The 14,626-nt window shown below is 63.5% G+C and carries 11 protein-coding genes; 6 read left to right on the forward strand and 5 right to left on the reverse strand.

Going from position 1 to position 14,626, the window contains the following annotated elements; genetic code table 11:
* Window positions 1–175: 175 nt before the first annotated feature.
* Window positions 176–319, reverse strand: coding sequence for a hypothetical protein (locus art_RS22265; protein WP_157875255.1), 144 nt, complete (start codon window positions 317–319; stop codon window positions 176–178).
* Window positions 320–932: 613 nt separating this feature from the next.
* Between art_RS22265 and art_RS12810 the strand changes: the two genes are divergently transcribed.
* Window positions 933–3,200: a putative transposase gene (locus art_RS12810; protein WP_157875223.1), complete on the forward strand. Its 2,268-nt coding sequence runs from the start codon at window positions 933–935 to the stop codon at window positions 3,198–3,200.
* 99 nt (window positions 3,201–3,299) lie between these two features.
* Window positions 3,300–3,707, forward strand: coding sequence for a hypothetical protein (locus art_RS12815; protein ID WP_038465421.1), 408 nt, complete (start codon window positions 3,300–3,302; stop codon window positions 3,705–3,707).
* A gap of 2 nt (window positions 3,708–3,709) precedes the next feature.
* Here the strand turns inward: art_RS12815 and art_RS12820 are convergent, their stop codons facing one another.
* Window positions 3,710–4,303 carry a LysE/ArgO family amino acid transporter gene (locus art_RS12820; RefSeq protein WP_038465423.1) on the reverse strand — a complete coding sequence of 198 codons (594 nt, stop codon included), beginning with the start codon at window positions 4,301–4,303 and terminating at the stop codon, window positions 3,710–3,712.
* Between the two features lie 97 nt (window positions 4,304–4,400).
* Between art_RS12820 and art_RS12825 the strand changes: the two genes are divergently transcribed.
* Window positions 4,401–5,288 carry a LysR family transcriptional regulator ArgP gene (locus tag art_RS12825; protein ID WP_038465425.1) on the forward strand — a complete coding sequence of 296 codons (888 nt, stop codon included), beginning with the start codon at window positions 4,401–4,403 and terminating at the stop codon, window positions 5,286–5,288.
* 32 nt (window positions 5,289–5,320) lie between these two features.
* Here the strand turns inward: art_RS12825 and art_RS12830 are convergent, their stop codons facing one another.
* On the reverse strand, window positions 5,321–6,508 hold the full coding sequence (locus art_RS12830; protein ID WP_052136428.1) for a MalY/PatB family protein: 1,188 nt from the start codon (window positions 6,506–6,508) through the stop codon (window positions 5,321–5,323).
* 87 nt (window positions 6,509–6,595) lie between these two features.
* Between art_RS12830 and art_RS12835 the strand changes: the two genes are divergently transcribed.
* Together art_RS12835 and art_RS12840 are read left to right on the forward strand one after the other, a co-directional pair.
* On the forward strand, window positions 6,596–7,969 hold the full coding sequence (locus art_RS12835) for an MFS transporter (RefSeq protein WP_038465427.1): 1,374 nt from the start codon (window positions 6,596–6,598) through the stop codon (window positions 7,967–7,969).
* A 65-nt stretch (window positions 7,970–8,034) separates the two neighbouring features.
* Window positions 8,035–8,463, forward strand: coding sequence for a hypothetical protein (locus art_RS12840; protein WP_157875256.1), 429 nt, complete (start codon window positions 8,035–8,037; stop codon window positions 8,461–8,463).
* 282 nt (window positions 8,464–8,745) lie between these two features.
* Here art_RS12840 and art_RS12845 read toward each other — a convergent pair whose 3' ends face one another.
* Complete coding sequence (locus art_RS12845; protein WP_038465431.1) at window positions 8,746–9,051, reverse strand: hypothetical protein; 306 nt, start codon at window positions 9,049–9,051, stop codon at window positions 8,746–8,748.
* Window positions 9,052–9,285: 234 nt separating this feature from the next.
* On the reverse strand, window positions 9,286–10,752 hold the full coding sequence (locus art_RS12850) for a TIGR01777 family oxidoreductase (RefSeq protein WP_038470081.1): 1,467 nt from the start codon (window positions 10,750–10,752) through the stop codon (window positions 9,286–9,288).
* Between the two features lie 164 nt (window positions 10,753–10,916).
* Between art_RS12850 and art_RS12855 the strand changes: the two genes are divergently transcribed.
* On the forward strand, window positions 10,917–14,618 hold the full coding sequence (locus art_RS12855) for a bifunctional RecB family nuclease/DEAD/DEAH box helicase (protein ID WP_038465433.1): 3,702 nt from the start codon (window positions 10,917–10,919) through the stop codon (window positions 14,616–14,618).
* Window positions 14,619–14,626 lie beyond the last annotated feature (8 nt).

Consider the following 14,626-nt stretch of genomic DNA (forward strand, 5'->3'; position numbering starts at 1 on the left):
ACCGAAACAGCTCAGACAAAACAACTTAAACGAAACAGCCCGCGCTGGTCAGCGCGGGCTGTTCGCAGTTTGCAGGGTATCCGTTGTTGGCGGCACCATGCGGGTGATGCGGGTGGCTTGGGTCAAAATGATGAGTAATGGTCATCGTCGCCACCTCCTTTCACAGGGGTGGGTCTTAGCGGATGTTGAACAAGTCGACCCGCATGATGTCTTGCTGCGTGCGAGCTCGCATGCGGTCAAACTTCTGCTGGTCAACAGGGGCGAAGAAGACTCTCTTCACAGCAGACAAACGGCCGGGATATGACGATTGCTGTTTCATTTCTACACCTCCTTCCATTCATTTGATAAACGAGCTGCCGGTATTGTGGCGCAACAAATAAAGCCATTATCTCCAAGCGAAATAGGCATTATCAGAGCACAAAAATGCGCGATTGATTTTGTGCATGAGTGTCAGCAAAGGAAGGCGTAGAATCACGCCTATGAGCCGATCCGGGTGGCCTGTTCAGGCAGTGGCCTCAGACGTCTACGCCTGAGTGACCGAAACGTCTGGTGTTACGACGCCGTAAATGCGTGCCGAGGGGAGGCCTTGCCGAACTCATGGACTTCGGTCTTGATAACTGTAAACATCATGGCCTCCTTTCATCTTGCACGCGGACATCCCGAGGGAATTCATCGGGACTGTTTAATAACGTACAGCATTCATTGGGTCTTTGGCCAGTCAATCGGCATATTAATGCAAATATTTCTACTGCCGCCGGATTTGCCGGGTAAGCACCGGTAAACCCAGGACTCCGGACACGCTCGGGTGACGGGTTTGCGAGTTCGTTGATTTTTCGGGATTTCCCTTGGTGAAAGCCTGTTAATTTTGCCCACTCTTCGATATAATAGATCCAAGAAACAGTGTCTCTTGGAAGGGTGAAATGATGAGTGTTATGACTGCTCAACCTCCTCTTCCTGTGGCGATGGTTCTGGATGCTGTGCCGCTGGGTCTGGCCGGGGAACTGGTGAGGGACGCCGATGGTGGTGGCACGGTTTTTCTTCACGGCCAAACTTCGTTTTCCTGGGACGCGGGGGACGAAGCCGGCCGCCGCTGGGCAGCGGTGAAACTAGCGGCGATGAAGGCCGCCGGAGTCGGTGAGATCGCCGCCGTCTTTGATGTCACCCCGTCAACGGTGTGGTTATGGAAGCAGTTGCTGGCTGATGGCGGCATCATCGCTTTAGTGCCGGAAAAGAAGGGGCCAAAGAAAGCTTCCCTACTCACCGGCGCTGTCATCACCCGGATCGTGGAACTGCGCAGCACGGGCCTGTCCCAGCAGGCCGTCGGCAACGCGGTAGGCGTCTCTGAGTTCAGCGTCCGCCGGGCCCTGAAAATCGCTGCGGAACAAGCCACTACTGACGCTGCGGACATAGCCGCCGCGGGTAACCCTGAGCCCCTAGAACCAGCACCCGCTGTTGCGCAACAGCGGGAACTACCGATCTTGCCGGCCTCGGCACCCCGCACGGCCGAGCGAGCCGCTGCCAGCATGCTCGAGTGCGCTGCTCCGGTGTTTGCCCCGGCCGCACATATCCGTCACGCCGGGCTGTTTCTGGCGTTCCCCGCCCTGGAAACCACCGGCCTGCTCGCCTGCGCGAAGGAGGTTTACGGGGCGTTGCCGAATGGGTTCTACGGCCTCGAAACCGTCCTGATCGATAGTGTGCTGCGGGCATTGGCTGGGGAAGCCCGTGCAGAGGGCTCCACCCGTTTTGACCCGGAAGAGCTGGGGCGGGTGTTGGGTTTGGATCGGGCACCTGAAGTGAAAACCATCCGCCGTCGGATCGGCCAACTCGCCGAGAGCGGCAAGGCCCAGGAAATGATCGCCGCCTTGGCCAAACACCATCTGGCCGGCACCGGTCCTGGTGGTGAGGACCTGGCAGCGATCCTCTACGTTGACGGGCATGTGCGCGCCTATCAGGGCACGAAAAAGATCGGGCGGCTCTACTCCACGAGGTTGAAGTTCCCGGTCCCGGCGACCGAGGAAACCTGGGTCACCGACGCGAACGGCGCCCCCGTGTTCGTTGTCATGGCCGCACCGGGTGCGTCCCTGGCCGCCGAACTACGCGACCTGCTGCCGGAACTGCGCACAACTGTCGGGGACGACCGCCGGGTGCTGGTTGGTTTTGACCGTGGCGGCTGGTCACCGGCACTGTTCAAACACATGGATGCGGCTGGTTTTGATGTGCTGACCTGGCACAAAGGCACCACCGAAGACATCAAGGAAGACCTCTTCAAAGAGGTCACCCATACCGATGAACACGGCCAGACACGGTCCTGGTCGGTCGCTGACACGCTCGTTGACCTGCCCCTGAACACCACCAAGAAAACTGGGGAAGTGTTCAACATCCGCCAGATCAGCCGCATCGTGGCCACCACCGGTGGCGGCACCCGGCAAATCCATATCCTGACCACAGACAAAGACCTTCCTGCCGGGGAGGTCGTGTATCGGATGGGGAACAGGTGGCGGCAGGAAAACCAGTTCCGCTACGCCCGCATGCACTTCGAGCTCGACTCCCATGACTCCTACCGTTCAAGCGATGACAACGAGGACCGGATGGTGCCGGAACCAGCGAAGGCCCGCGCCTACCAAAAAGTTGTTGCCGCCCGGCGCCACCACGCAGAAGCAGCAGCCGTGGCCGATCTGAACCTGCTGGCCCTGAAAACCCCGGCCCAGGGCACGGATGAAGTCACGGTGACCAGCGCCATGCACAACCACGTCATGGCACCAGTATGGGAAGCAGAAAATGCCTTGGCTGCTGCTGAAAAGATTCATCAGGGAATCCCGGCGAAGATCCGCCTCGGCGACCTGAACCCCGGCCAGCAAGTCCTGGATACCGAGGTGAAGATGATCCACACCGGCATCCGGATGGCCGCCTACAACACCGCGATGACGATCGCCCGGGAGATCCGCACCAACACCGGCTACCGTCGCGCGAACCAGGAAGCCCACGCCCTCATGCGCCAGATGTTCCATCAGAGTGGCGACATCAACACCACCGAGCCCGGATACCTGACCATCACCTTGGACCCGCTACCGACCACAGCGAAAACTGCGGCCGCCGCCGAACTCTGCAACCACCTGACCGCCGCCGAAACCCGCTACCCCGGCAGCAACCTGATCCTCAAATACGCCATCAAAACCAAGACCCCGGCTCTTATCAATTAAATCGTGATGTCAGGAGTCCTGAAACCACATCCACCCGGCAGTTGCTCCGAACCATCATGGGCCCCTAGCAACTGGCCCAGTAATAGCTAGACTTTAAGAGTGGACTTTCGCAGCGACCAGCCCCTGGTGCCAGCCGTCTGGCAACGCCACGACACGGAGATCCTGCCGTTGTGGCGTGAAAGGTTGTGCGCCGAGATGGGTCCGGTTGTAGCGGCCCGCTACGCGGCCGGGCTGTTCTTTGAGGACAGGCGCAGGCCCATCGCCCAATGGTTCAACCCGGCGCTGGACGCGGCTTTGCTAGTGGGTATTGAGACTTCCGCGGAATGGCCGGTGCAGCGTTTTGCGCTTTTTTACGCACCCGCCGACGGTGGGATATTGCGGGTCCATACAAATACGCACGAATGGTATCTGCGCACACCCAAGACGTCCCCCACCGAGGAAGAAGCCTTCCACGCGGCCGTCCGCTCTGCCGAATCGTTCCTGCAGGTTGAAATGGACTTCCTCTAGCCTTACATTCCAAGCGCCATCTTCACACCAAGGAAAAGCATGACGGCGGCAATCAGCCCGTCGAGCACCCGCCAGGCCCCCGGCTTGGCGAAAATGGGCCGCAACAGCTTTGCTCCGTAGCCCAGGGCGCTGAACCAGATCACGCTGCCCGCGGCGGCCCCCGCACCGAACCACCAGCGCTGCTCGCCGTGCTGATTGGCCAAGGTGCCCAGGAGCAGCACGGTATCCAGGTATACGTGCGGATTCAGCCAGGTCAGCGTCAGGGCCGTGGCCAGCACGGCCTTGCGGCCCAGTCCACCCTGCTGCGCCCCGGCCGTCAGGGTGCCCGGTCGGAAGGCACGTTTCGCGGCAAGCGCGGCGTAGGCAACCAGGAAGGCCGCACCCGCCAGCCTGATCACCACAACCACGGCCGGCACCGCTGCGATCAGGGCTCCGATACCAAAGATGCCCGCACCGATGAGCACGATGTCGCTGAGCATGCAGACCAATACGACCAGCCCCACATGCTCGCCGCGGATGCCTTGCCGCAGCACAAAGGCATTTTGGGCGCCGATGGCGATGATAAGTGCCAGACCGGCGCCGAGACCGGTCGCCATGGTTCCAAAAATATCCAGTGGTGTCACAAGCAATGAAACTACTAGGCTCAGACGCATCAGTACAGCTAATTATTTTCATGCAAGCTAAGGAAACCTAATGGTCAGCTTTCAGACGGAACAGTTGCGCACCTTGCTGGCGGTCTTGGACCATGGCACCTTTGATGCGGCTGCCACGAGTTTGCACGTTACGGCGTCGGCCGTTTCGCAACGCATCAAGGCCATGGAACAGGCAGCCGGGCAGGTTTTGCTCCAGCGCACCACACCCGTCGCCGTCACCCCAGCCGGAGCCGTAGTGCACAAGCTGGCACGGCAGCTGCGCCAGTTGGAGGCCGATGCTGCCGCGGAGCTGGGATCCACCGGTGCCGGCCAATACGCCGTGACGGTTGTGGTGAACGCCGATTCCTTGGCGACATGGTTCATGGACGCCCTGGCCTTGGTGCCGGCCGGCAGTCCCATGACGTTTGAACTGCTCCGCGAGGACGAGCAGCACTCGGTGAACCTGCTGCGCTCCGGGGCTGTCATGGCCGCAGTCACCGCCACAGCGGAGCCGGTCCAGGGCTGCTCGGCGACGCCGCTGGGCGCCATGGCATACAGGGCTGTCGCCTCACCCCGCTTCATGGGCAGATGGTTCCCGCAGGGCTTCAACAAGGAACTTTTCAAGGCCGCACCCGCCATCCAGTTTGATCGCGGCGACACGCTTCAAAGCAACTTTTTCAGCACCGTGACAGGGGCCCGGCTGACCGGCGCCCAGCACTACATCCCGGACACCCTGCAATTTGGCGAGGCAGTGAAGCTGGGATTCGGCTGGGGCCTCATGCCGGTGGCGCATTGCGTCCCGGACCTGGCATCCGGTGAACTGGTGGAACTCGTCCCCGGGCACATTTCAAGCATTCCGTTGTACTGGCAGCGCTGGAAGATTCAGTCGCCCGCCCTGGACTCGCTGACTGCCGCTGTCACCCAGGCGGCCGCTGCTGCACTGGGCTGAGCTGAAAATTCGGTGCAGAATTGGCGGTTGAATTATTTCGGCAGCGCCGCGCCCATCCGCTCCACGATCTTGCGCAGGATCGGCGCCGGCGTTGCAAAATTCAGCCGCACCCAGCCGGCACCCGCATCGCCGCACAGCCCGCCCTCGGTCAGGACAACACCGGCTTGTTCGGCGAAGAACTCGGTGGGGGTGCCCGCAAATCCGCCCAGGTCCAGTCCGGTGCAGTCGATGAACGCCAGGTACGTCCCCTCGGGCGTGGCAAAGGAAGCGTCCGGCAGGTGCTCGGCCACGAGCTCGGCCAGCAGCACACGGTTCCCGTCCAGGTACGCGAGGACGTCCTGCAGCCACGGCACGCAGTCGGCGTAGGCGGCCGTGTTGGCCACGACACCCAGCGGAGTGGTCCCGTGTTCCTTGAAGCCGCCCGTCTCAGACCAGAGCGCAAAGTCCTCTGCGTTGGAGAAGATGATCTGCGCCGTCTTCAGTCCCGCCAGGTTCCACGACTTCGACGCCGACGTGGCCGTCACTGTGTGCCCGGCAGCAGCGGCACTGACCGATGCGTACGGGACGTGCCGGCCGCCGTCGTACACCAGGGGCGCATGGATCTCATCGGAGAACACCCGGGCACCGCGGCGCTGCACAATCTCGCTGAGCCTCTCCAGCTCAGGGCGCGTGTACACCTTGCCGATCGGGTTGTGCGGATTGCACAGCACCAACAAGTCACCCTCGGCCAGCGCATCCTCGATCGCGGCGAAATCCACCTCCCAGGAGACGGCCCGGATCATGGGCACCTGGACGAGCTCGCGCCCGTAACTGGCCGGCAGCCAGATGAATGGCATGTAGGCCGGGGTCATGACGACGATCCGGCCGGTGTCAGGGGTGAAATAGCGGACGGTGCATTCCAGCGCGGTGAGGACGTCGGGCAGCGGGCGGATCCATTCGGCGGGGACATTCCAGCCGTGGCGGGCTGCCATGAAGTCGCTGCAGGCCTGGCTCATGGCCGGAATCAGCGTGTTGGGCAGGTAGCCCACCTGTCCCGATGCGACGGAGTGCACCACGGCGGCGGCGATGGGAGCGGCCAGGCCAAAGTCCATTTCCGCGACCCAGGCAGGCAGCTTTTCCGGGAATTCCGACCATTTTAGGCTTCCCACCGCCCGCAATTGCGCCTCCGAAATCTCATCAAATGCGGGTCCGGTGGCTGTCGCTGCGGCTGCGGTTGTCATGGTTCGGGTCTCCTCTGTCACACTGGTTCGGTCTGCTTTTACCTTAGGGCACATGCACCGCGCCCACCCGGCACCAAGGATCGAACCATGGACTCTCCCGCCCTCCAGCGTCGCAACCAGACCGTGTTGGTCGTTGGCCAGCTGCTGTCAGGGGTCGGTGTGGCTTCCGGCGTTGCCGTGGGCGGCATTTTGGCTGCCCAATTGGCAGGTACGACGGCGGCCTCAGGCTTTGTGCAAACAGCGTCGGCCTTGGGTGCGGGGCTGGTTGCCGTACCGTTGGCGAACCTTGCGGTGCGGGCCGGGCGTCGCTGGGCGTTGAGCACCGGTTTCGCCCTCGGTGCCGTGGGCGCCGCCATGGTGCTACTCTCAGCAGCGGTTGGCCAGTTCTGGCTCATGGCGGCCGGCATGCTGTTCTTTGGTTCCGCCACGGCGGCGGGCTTGCAGGCCCGGTACGCAGCCGTTGACGGCGCCCCGCCGGAGAAGGCCGGACGGGCCATGGCGATCGTCATTTGGGCCACCACCATCGGCTCGGTGGCCGGACCCAACCTCTCCGAACCCGGCCGCTTGTTCGGCATCTCGCTGGGCCTGGTGCCACTTTCCGGCCCCTATGTGTTCTCCCTCGTGGCGTTCGTGACGGCGGCCCTTGTCATCGCCGTGTTCTTCCTGGCGCCACCGGCTGGCGGCGCGATGGAGGGTGCTGCTGGTGGAGTTGCGCCGGTGGTGGTCGCGACAGGTGGCGCTGCGGCTGGTACCGGGAGAGCGGCAGGTGGGGGCCCGGCGTCGTTCGCTGCCCTGCAAAAATCTGTCCGGAAGCAAAAGCCCGCCAAGAAACACGGTGCCTGGCGCGCCCTCCGATTGGCGAGCCACAACCCCCGCGCCCTGGCGGCCTTGGCCACGGTCACGGGAGGGCACGCCATCATGGTGGGCGTCATGGTCATGACCCCCGTGGCCATGGACGCGCACGGACACACACTGGAAATCATCGGCATCGTCATCAGCCTGCACATTTTGGGCATGTACGCCGCCAGTCCGCTGTTTGGCTGGTTCGTTGACAAGTTCGGCGCCCTCGCTGTGGTTCTGATGGGCTACGGCATTTTCCTGGCCGCAATCATCGTCGGCGCGGTGGTCTCGGACAGCAGCGACCCGCTCCTCATGTCGATCGCCCTGACCCTGCTGGGGCTTGGCTGGTCGGCGTGCCTGATCGGCGGCTCATCCCTGCTGAATCAGTCCGCGCCAACCGAACTTCGGGTGCCGCTGCAGGGCGCCAATGACATGATGATGAACTTCGGCGCCGCCGGCATGGCCGCACTGGCCGGACCGGTCCTGACCCTTGGCGGCTTCTTCTGGGTGAACATGGTGGCCCTGGCTGTCCTCATTGTCATGGTGGTCCTGGGACTCCGCGCCCTGCGCACGACGCCGGACACCTCCCCCGCTGAGCAGGTCACCGACGCCGTGGGTTAAGCTGGGTGCCTCTCGGCCAGGCATACTCATTACGCCACCACCACCGCAGCGACTTGGGGAACCACATGAGTGAACAAGCAAATGTGCGAAGGAGCCTGGCTCCCACCAGAATGGTGCCTGTTTCCTTGGCCGTTTTGGCGGCGGTAGTTGGCCTCATGGTGCCGCGCGAGGACTCCCTCTATCTGGCGGGCCACTTTGTCGCTCTCATCCTGGCCCTGGCCGTTCCCCTGAGCTACGGCTGGCTAAATCGTGGACCGCGGCCCCGCGCGCGGAGTTTGCACCTTTTCCTGCTTATTGGGCTGAGCATCTTTGGCACAGTTTCAGCCCTGATGAGCGGGGTGCTGCTCTCCTTCGGTTCTGCGGACGGCGCCGCCGGCGACATTGGCGAGATGTTCCTCTGGTTGTTGTCCACGGTCGGATTGTTTGTGCTGTCGATCGCCGCTGCCGTGGTCTGGCCACGAGCCATTTCAGACGCCCGGGGCGTCAGACCCTAGTTGTCGTCACTTATCTAAAGTGAAGCAATCTCAAATTAATTGACGCATTCACCCACGTCGCCTCACTGCGGTGGCGCGGCATTGCCCGCCCACCCCACCCCGATGCCTGCCCCTCCCGGGTCCGCAACGAAATTACCGACGGGTGGACACCGCAGGGCGCCCTCGAACCACGTCGGCACTGGATGGAAACAGGCCGGACAGCCGATGACGGGAGGCCCCTTGTGGGACCGTTCTGCGAGACGGTCCGTGTCGACACCATTCTTTAGCGTCAGGTCTTTAGCGTCAGGGCTTACTGGCGCTAATGACCACTCGATAAGGAATGCCGTCGTCATTCACTGTCACGTGGAGACCGTGCATGGGGTCCCCCGGCGCAGGGGCCGGGGCCTGCTTTTGACCTTGTCGTTCCAGCTCAATGCGAGCTTCATAGCTCGACGGGGCAAATAGGCTCTCCAGCAAACCCATCCCAGCAGCCGCACCGGTCCCCTTGCGGCCGCCGGGCTTGGAAAGATGTCGTTGGAACATGACCAGCAGGCCTATGATGACACCGGCGAATCCAACTATGAGCAGAGCGTTCCCCAACCAATCCATGGATTGAGCCTAGCTCAGGGCTGCCCATGGCGATTCCGTGCCAACCTACTCTCGCGCACTCGCCCCGGCATCCTCGGGCTGCACCAAGTAGCACACCTAGCCTCGACAGTGTCCGCAGTGGTTACGCCGACCGTCTGGATTCTGCGGGTTTTGTGCGTCAGCTTAGCTGTGAACGGATCTAGCGACCGCCTTTCAGGTCGAAACGGGGTCGTGGCACCTTACGGAGATTCGGTCCTACTGCTGTCCCAAAATGTGGCGCAGCGCCGACTCAAGGTCCGCATGGCGGAACGCGTATCCTGAATCCTGGATCTTTCCGGCGGATACGTACTGGCTGGCGAGGGCCAGTTCGGCTGCGCCCTGCTCCCCCAGCAGCAGTTTCGGACCAACGTCCGGTACCTTCAGCGCCGCCGGCCGGTGCAGCACACGCCCCAAAATACGGGCAAATTCCCCGGCCGTCACAGGGTGCGGGGCCACGGCGTTCACGGCGCCCGAAAGGGACGGCGACAACGCGGCGTGGGCGAATATCCCGGCGATGTCGTCGATGCCCACCCAGCTTTGCCACTGCTTCTCCCCGAGCGGGCCTCCCACACCGGCCAGATAGAGCGGCAGCAGGCGCTGCAAAACTCCGCCGCCGGCAGAGAGCACAATGCCCGTGCGCACATTGACCACCCGCAACCCCGCCGCAACAGCCGGTGCGCAGGCAGCCTCCCAGTCCCGGCAAACACCGGCAAGAAAGTCATTTCCGGACGGGTCCGATTCCACCAACGGCGTCGGACTGCCCGCCGAGGCAGCGTGCGGGTCCGCACCGTAATAGCCCACGGCGGAGCCGGAGACCAAGGTGCGCCGGACGCCGTCGGACGATAAATCAGCCAAGGTTCGGGCCAGCAGCCCGGTGCCGCGGACCCTGCTCTGGTGAATCGCATCCTTGGTGACCTGCGTAAACCGCCCGCCGATCGGGTGTCCGGCCAAATGAACAACCACGTCGGCCCGCGCCAGTGCGGCCGCATCGACGACACCGGCGTCGGGGTCCCAGAAAATCTCGTCGTTGGCACGCGGTGCACGGCGGACCAGCCTCAGCACGGTGTGTCCGCCTCCGCCCAGCAGCGCGCACAGCTGGCGGCCCACCATGCCCGAGGCCCCCGTCACCGCAATGGTCTGCGGGTCCCCGGGATGCGCGGCATGGAATGCCAGGTCGCCGAGCAGCTGCTGTTCCCGGAAGGCAAACATGCGTCCCAGTTCGTCCTCCATCGCCCGGTGCGTCCACCTCCCGCGGACCAGCGACGGCAGCTCATAATGCATCTCATCAAGCATGACGGTGGTGCCGGGCTCGCCGTCCGCAAAGGTATGCGTGTGGGTGCTCGACGCCAACGGCCCCTTGTCCATGACATCGGTGAAGCTTTCGCCCGGCACCAAGTCGGTGTGCAGCGCGTTCCAGCGAACTTCCGGCCGCGCCCATTTCGGCAACCCCGGCAGCATGCCGTGCACGGTCCCCGCCGCCGAGCCCAGCCACATCCCCGCCTTGCCGGGCACACCAACACCCATGGCCGCCGTCGAGCCTGGATTGATGCCGTCGCTGGGCTCGGCCAGGATCGTTCCAAAGAACGACGGCGTGAGCCTCACCAAGGCGCCGGGCCGGGAAAACCACCGGAAAACCTCCGTGCGCGGGTGGGGAAGGTGTGTCTCATAGCGGAACGTGGGCATGGCGCCTCCAAGCGTGCGTGGTGCTTCCATCTTGCCTCATCAGCGCGCGGCGTGGGGAGCTTGCATGGCGTCGACAGCGGGCGTGGTGGCAACAATGTCGGCCCCCCTTGCTAGATTCAAGGTATCGACGCTGCATGTGTCGAAACCGTACGGAAGGCGCCCGCATGTTTTTGCTTGACTCTCCTGACGGCACCAGGCCACTGATTTTTTCGGCATCGGATCTGGTGACGGCCAGCGAGTGCCAGTACCGGACGCTGCGGATCCTGGACGAAAAGCTGGGACGGACGGACAAGCCCGGCTTTTCCAAGGACGAGATGCTGGAGCGTGCGGCTGAGTTGGGCGACGCCTTCGAGGAGAAGATTCTTGGCGAATACCAACGCAAATTTGGCGCGTGGGATCCGGCCGCGGGCAAGGGCGTCAAGGTTGTCCAGCGCAGCACGGGTCCGGACGGCAAGACTGCAGCGCCAAAATGGGCCGATCTTGAAGCCAAGCGCGAGGAAACACTCGAGTCTCTGCGGACCGGTGCCGACGTGGTTTTCCAAGCCACGTTCTTTGACGGTTCAATGGTGGGCTTCGCCGACTTCCTGATGAAGCAGCCCGACGGCTCCTACGCCGTCCACGACACCAAACTGGCACGCCATGCCCGCGTCAGCGCCCTTCTGCAACTTGCCGCTTATGGGGACCAGCTGCAGAAGTACGGGATCCCGGTGGCCCCCGCGGCGACGCTGGTATTGGGCGATAGGAAGCACAGCGAGCACCCCATGGCGGATTTACTGCCGGTATTCCGTGAGCACCGGGAGCGGTTCCTGGCCCTGACCGCCGTCCACCGTGCACAGCCACTTGCTGTTGCGTGGCTGCAGGACGGCATCAGCTACTGCGGCCGCTGTGATTACTGCTCCCAGCAGGTCACCGAGCACCAGGACCTGCTCCTGGTCAACGGCATGACGGGGTCCCAGCGCCGCAAGCTCATGGCCCAGGGCATCAACACCGTTCAGGACTTGGCGGCCATACCGGCTTCTGCTGCCGCGGGACCCCTGGTGCGCCTGCGCGACCAGGCCCGCATGCAGCTCGGGCTGGACACCGTCGACGGGACAGCCATTGCGGGCAAGGGTGCCGACGCGCATAAAATCAGCTTCAAGGTGCTCCCGGTTGTCAGCAAGCTGCCGGCTCCCAGCCCTGGCGACATCTTTTTCGACTTTGAGGGTGACCCCCTCTGGCAAGACCCCGTCACGGAAAAGTGGGGCATCGAGTACCTGTTCGGTTCCATCGAGGCGCTGCCAGCCGGGGTGGAGCCTTCATCCGTGCCAGACGAGGAACTGGTGTTCAAGCCGTTCTGGGCACATTCCCGCGACGAAGAGCGTGCGGCTTTCCTGGGCTTTCTCGACTATGTGCAGGTCCGTCGCAAAATATGGCCGGACATGCATGTTTATCACTATGCGCCCTACGAAAAGTCGGCCCTGCGCAACCTTTCAGTCCTGCACGGCGTTGGCGAAGACATTGTTGACGACTGGCTGCGCAGCGGCCTGCTCGTGGACCTGCTGGACACCGTCCGCCAGTCGGTGCGGATTTCCGAAAGTTCCTACTCCATCAAAAAGCTCGAGCCGTTTTACATGGGAGAAAATGTCCGCTCGGGCGATGTGAAGGATGCCGGCGCCTCGGTGGTGGCCTATGCGGACTACTGTTCACAGCGCGACGCCGGACTTGAGGGTGACGCTGCCCAGGCCGACAAGGCTGAGCAGACGCTGTCATCGATCAGCGACTACAACGAGTACGACTGCGTCTCCACCCTGCGCCTGCGGGACTGGCTGCTTAAGATAGGTGCTGCCACGAAGGTGGCAACCTGGACCGAAGGCAGCGGCAAGCTGAACATCACCGACGAGAAAAAGGCCACTTACGAGCCGAGCCCCGAGGAGCTCCGCCTGGCTGAATACATCGCCGACCTGCGCGGGCAAAAAGGTTATGAGTTAAGCCCAGACGAGAACGCGATCGAGCTGGTGGCCGCCGCCGCCAGCTACCACCGGCGCGAGGACAAGCAGTTTTGGTGGGGCCACTTTGACCGGTTGGAGAAGGGCCCGGAGGCCTGGACCGAGGAACGCAACATGCTCCGCATCGAGCAGGTCGACGTGGTGGAGGACTGGGCGAAACCTGCAGACAAGCCCCGCGCCCGGACCGAGGAACGCACGCTCAAAGTCACGGGGACCGCCACCGAGGGCTCGGACTTCCGCCCGGGCACCACCTGGTTTGGCATGTACGACGCCCCACTGCCCGAGGGCATGGAGGAAGACTCGGAGGACCCCAATGACGCACTGCGGCGCGGCGGGCTCTTCAACATCACCGTTCTCGAGGATGCCTCAGACGCCGCGACACCGGAACTCACCGCCTTGCTGGTGGCCGAGAAGTCCACCACCAAGGTCCAGCCCTACAACCAGCTGCCCATCGCGTTGGCACCCAACAAGCCTGTCCCCACCGTGAGCATCCGGGCGGCGTTGTCCGAACTCGCCAGCACAGTGGGAGGAACCCTGCCCACTCTCCCCAGGCATCCCGGCCTGGACATCCTGCGCAAGGCAGCGCCCAGGCTGCTGGACGGCGCAAGCCTGCCCTCCGCCGTCATGCATGGGGACGGGCACAGCGTGCGCGACCATGACTACATTGGCGCCATCACCACGGCCGTCCACGAGCTTGACCATTCCTATCTCGCGGTTCAGGGCCCGCCGGGCACCGGCAAGACGCACGTGGGATCGCATGTCATCGCCCGCTTGTTGAAGAAGGGTTGGAAAATTGGCGTGGTGGGCCAGTCGCACGCTGTAGTGGAGAACATGCTGCGTGCCGCGATCGGGAAGGCCGAGGTCGACCCCGAACGCGTGGGCAAGAAGCTCGCGGCACCCCACGAGGTGCCATGGAAGATCACCGACGACAAGCAGTTCGCCAAGCTCCTGAACAGTGACGGCGGCGCCTTGATTGGCGGCACGGCGTGGACCATGACCGGCGCCAACGTCCCGGAGGGGTCGCTGGACCTGCTCGTCATTGATGAGGCAGGGCAGTATTCGCTGGCCAACACACTCGCCGTCTCCCGGGCGGCAAGGAACCTGCTGCTGCTGGGCGATCCGCAGCAGCTGCCGCAGGTAACGCAGGGCTCGCATCCGGCACCCGTGGATGAATCGGCACTGGGCTGGCTGTCGGAGGGGCATGCCACACTGCCCGAAGAGCTGGGATACTTTTTGGCCGATTCCTGGCGCATGCACCCGGACTTGTGCACCGCGGTGTCGAGGCTGAGCTACGACGGCAAACTTTCATCCGCCCTGGCGGCCACCCAGCGCCACCTCGAGGGCAGGGCGCCCGGCGTGGAAACCGTGTACATCAGCCAGGACCCTGCGAGCGGGAAGGTCAACTTGCAGTCCTCCCCCGAGGAAGCCGCCGAAGTAGTGGCCCAGGCCAAGGAACATCTCGGCCTGATGTGGACGCCGGGCGAAGGCAAACCGGCGAGGCCGCTGGACCAGGACGACATCCTGGTGGTCGCCGCCTACAACGCCCAGGTCCATCTGGTCCGAGAAACGCTGGACAACGCGGGCCTGTCCGGCGTCAAGGTCGGCACCGTGGACAAGTTTCAGGGTCAGGAAGCACCGGTGGTCCTGGTGACCATGGCCTGCGCCGACCCCGCAGCGGCGCCCCGCGGCATGGAGTTCCTGCTCAATCGCAACCGCGTCAACGTGGCTGTTTCCCGCGGCCAGTGGCGGGCCGTCATCATCCGCTCCCCCGAGCTGAGCAATTTCATGCCCGGGCGGCCGGAAGGCATGGCGGAGCTGGGCGCGTTCATCGGCCTGTGCAATACCGGGACGGCCCTGGCCCCGGAGCTCTCCCGCTTTTAACGAAAAGC

Origin of the sequence: Arthrobacter sp. PAMC 25486, assembly GCF_000785535.1 — a bacterium.
GTDB lineage: Bacteria > Actinomycetota > Actinomycetes > Actinomycetales > Micrococcaceae > Specibacter.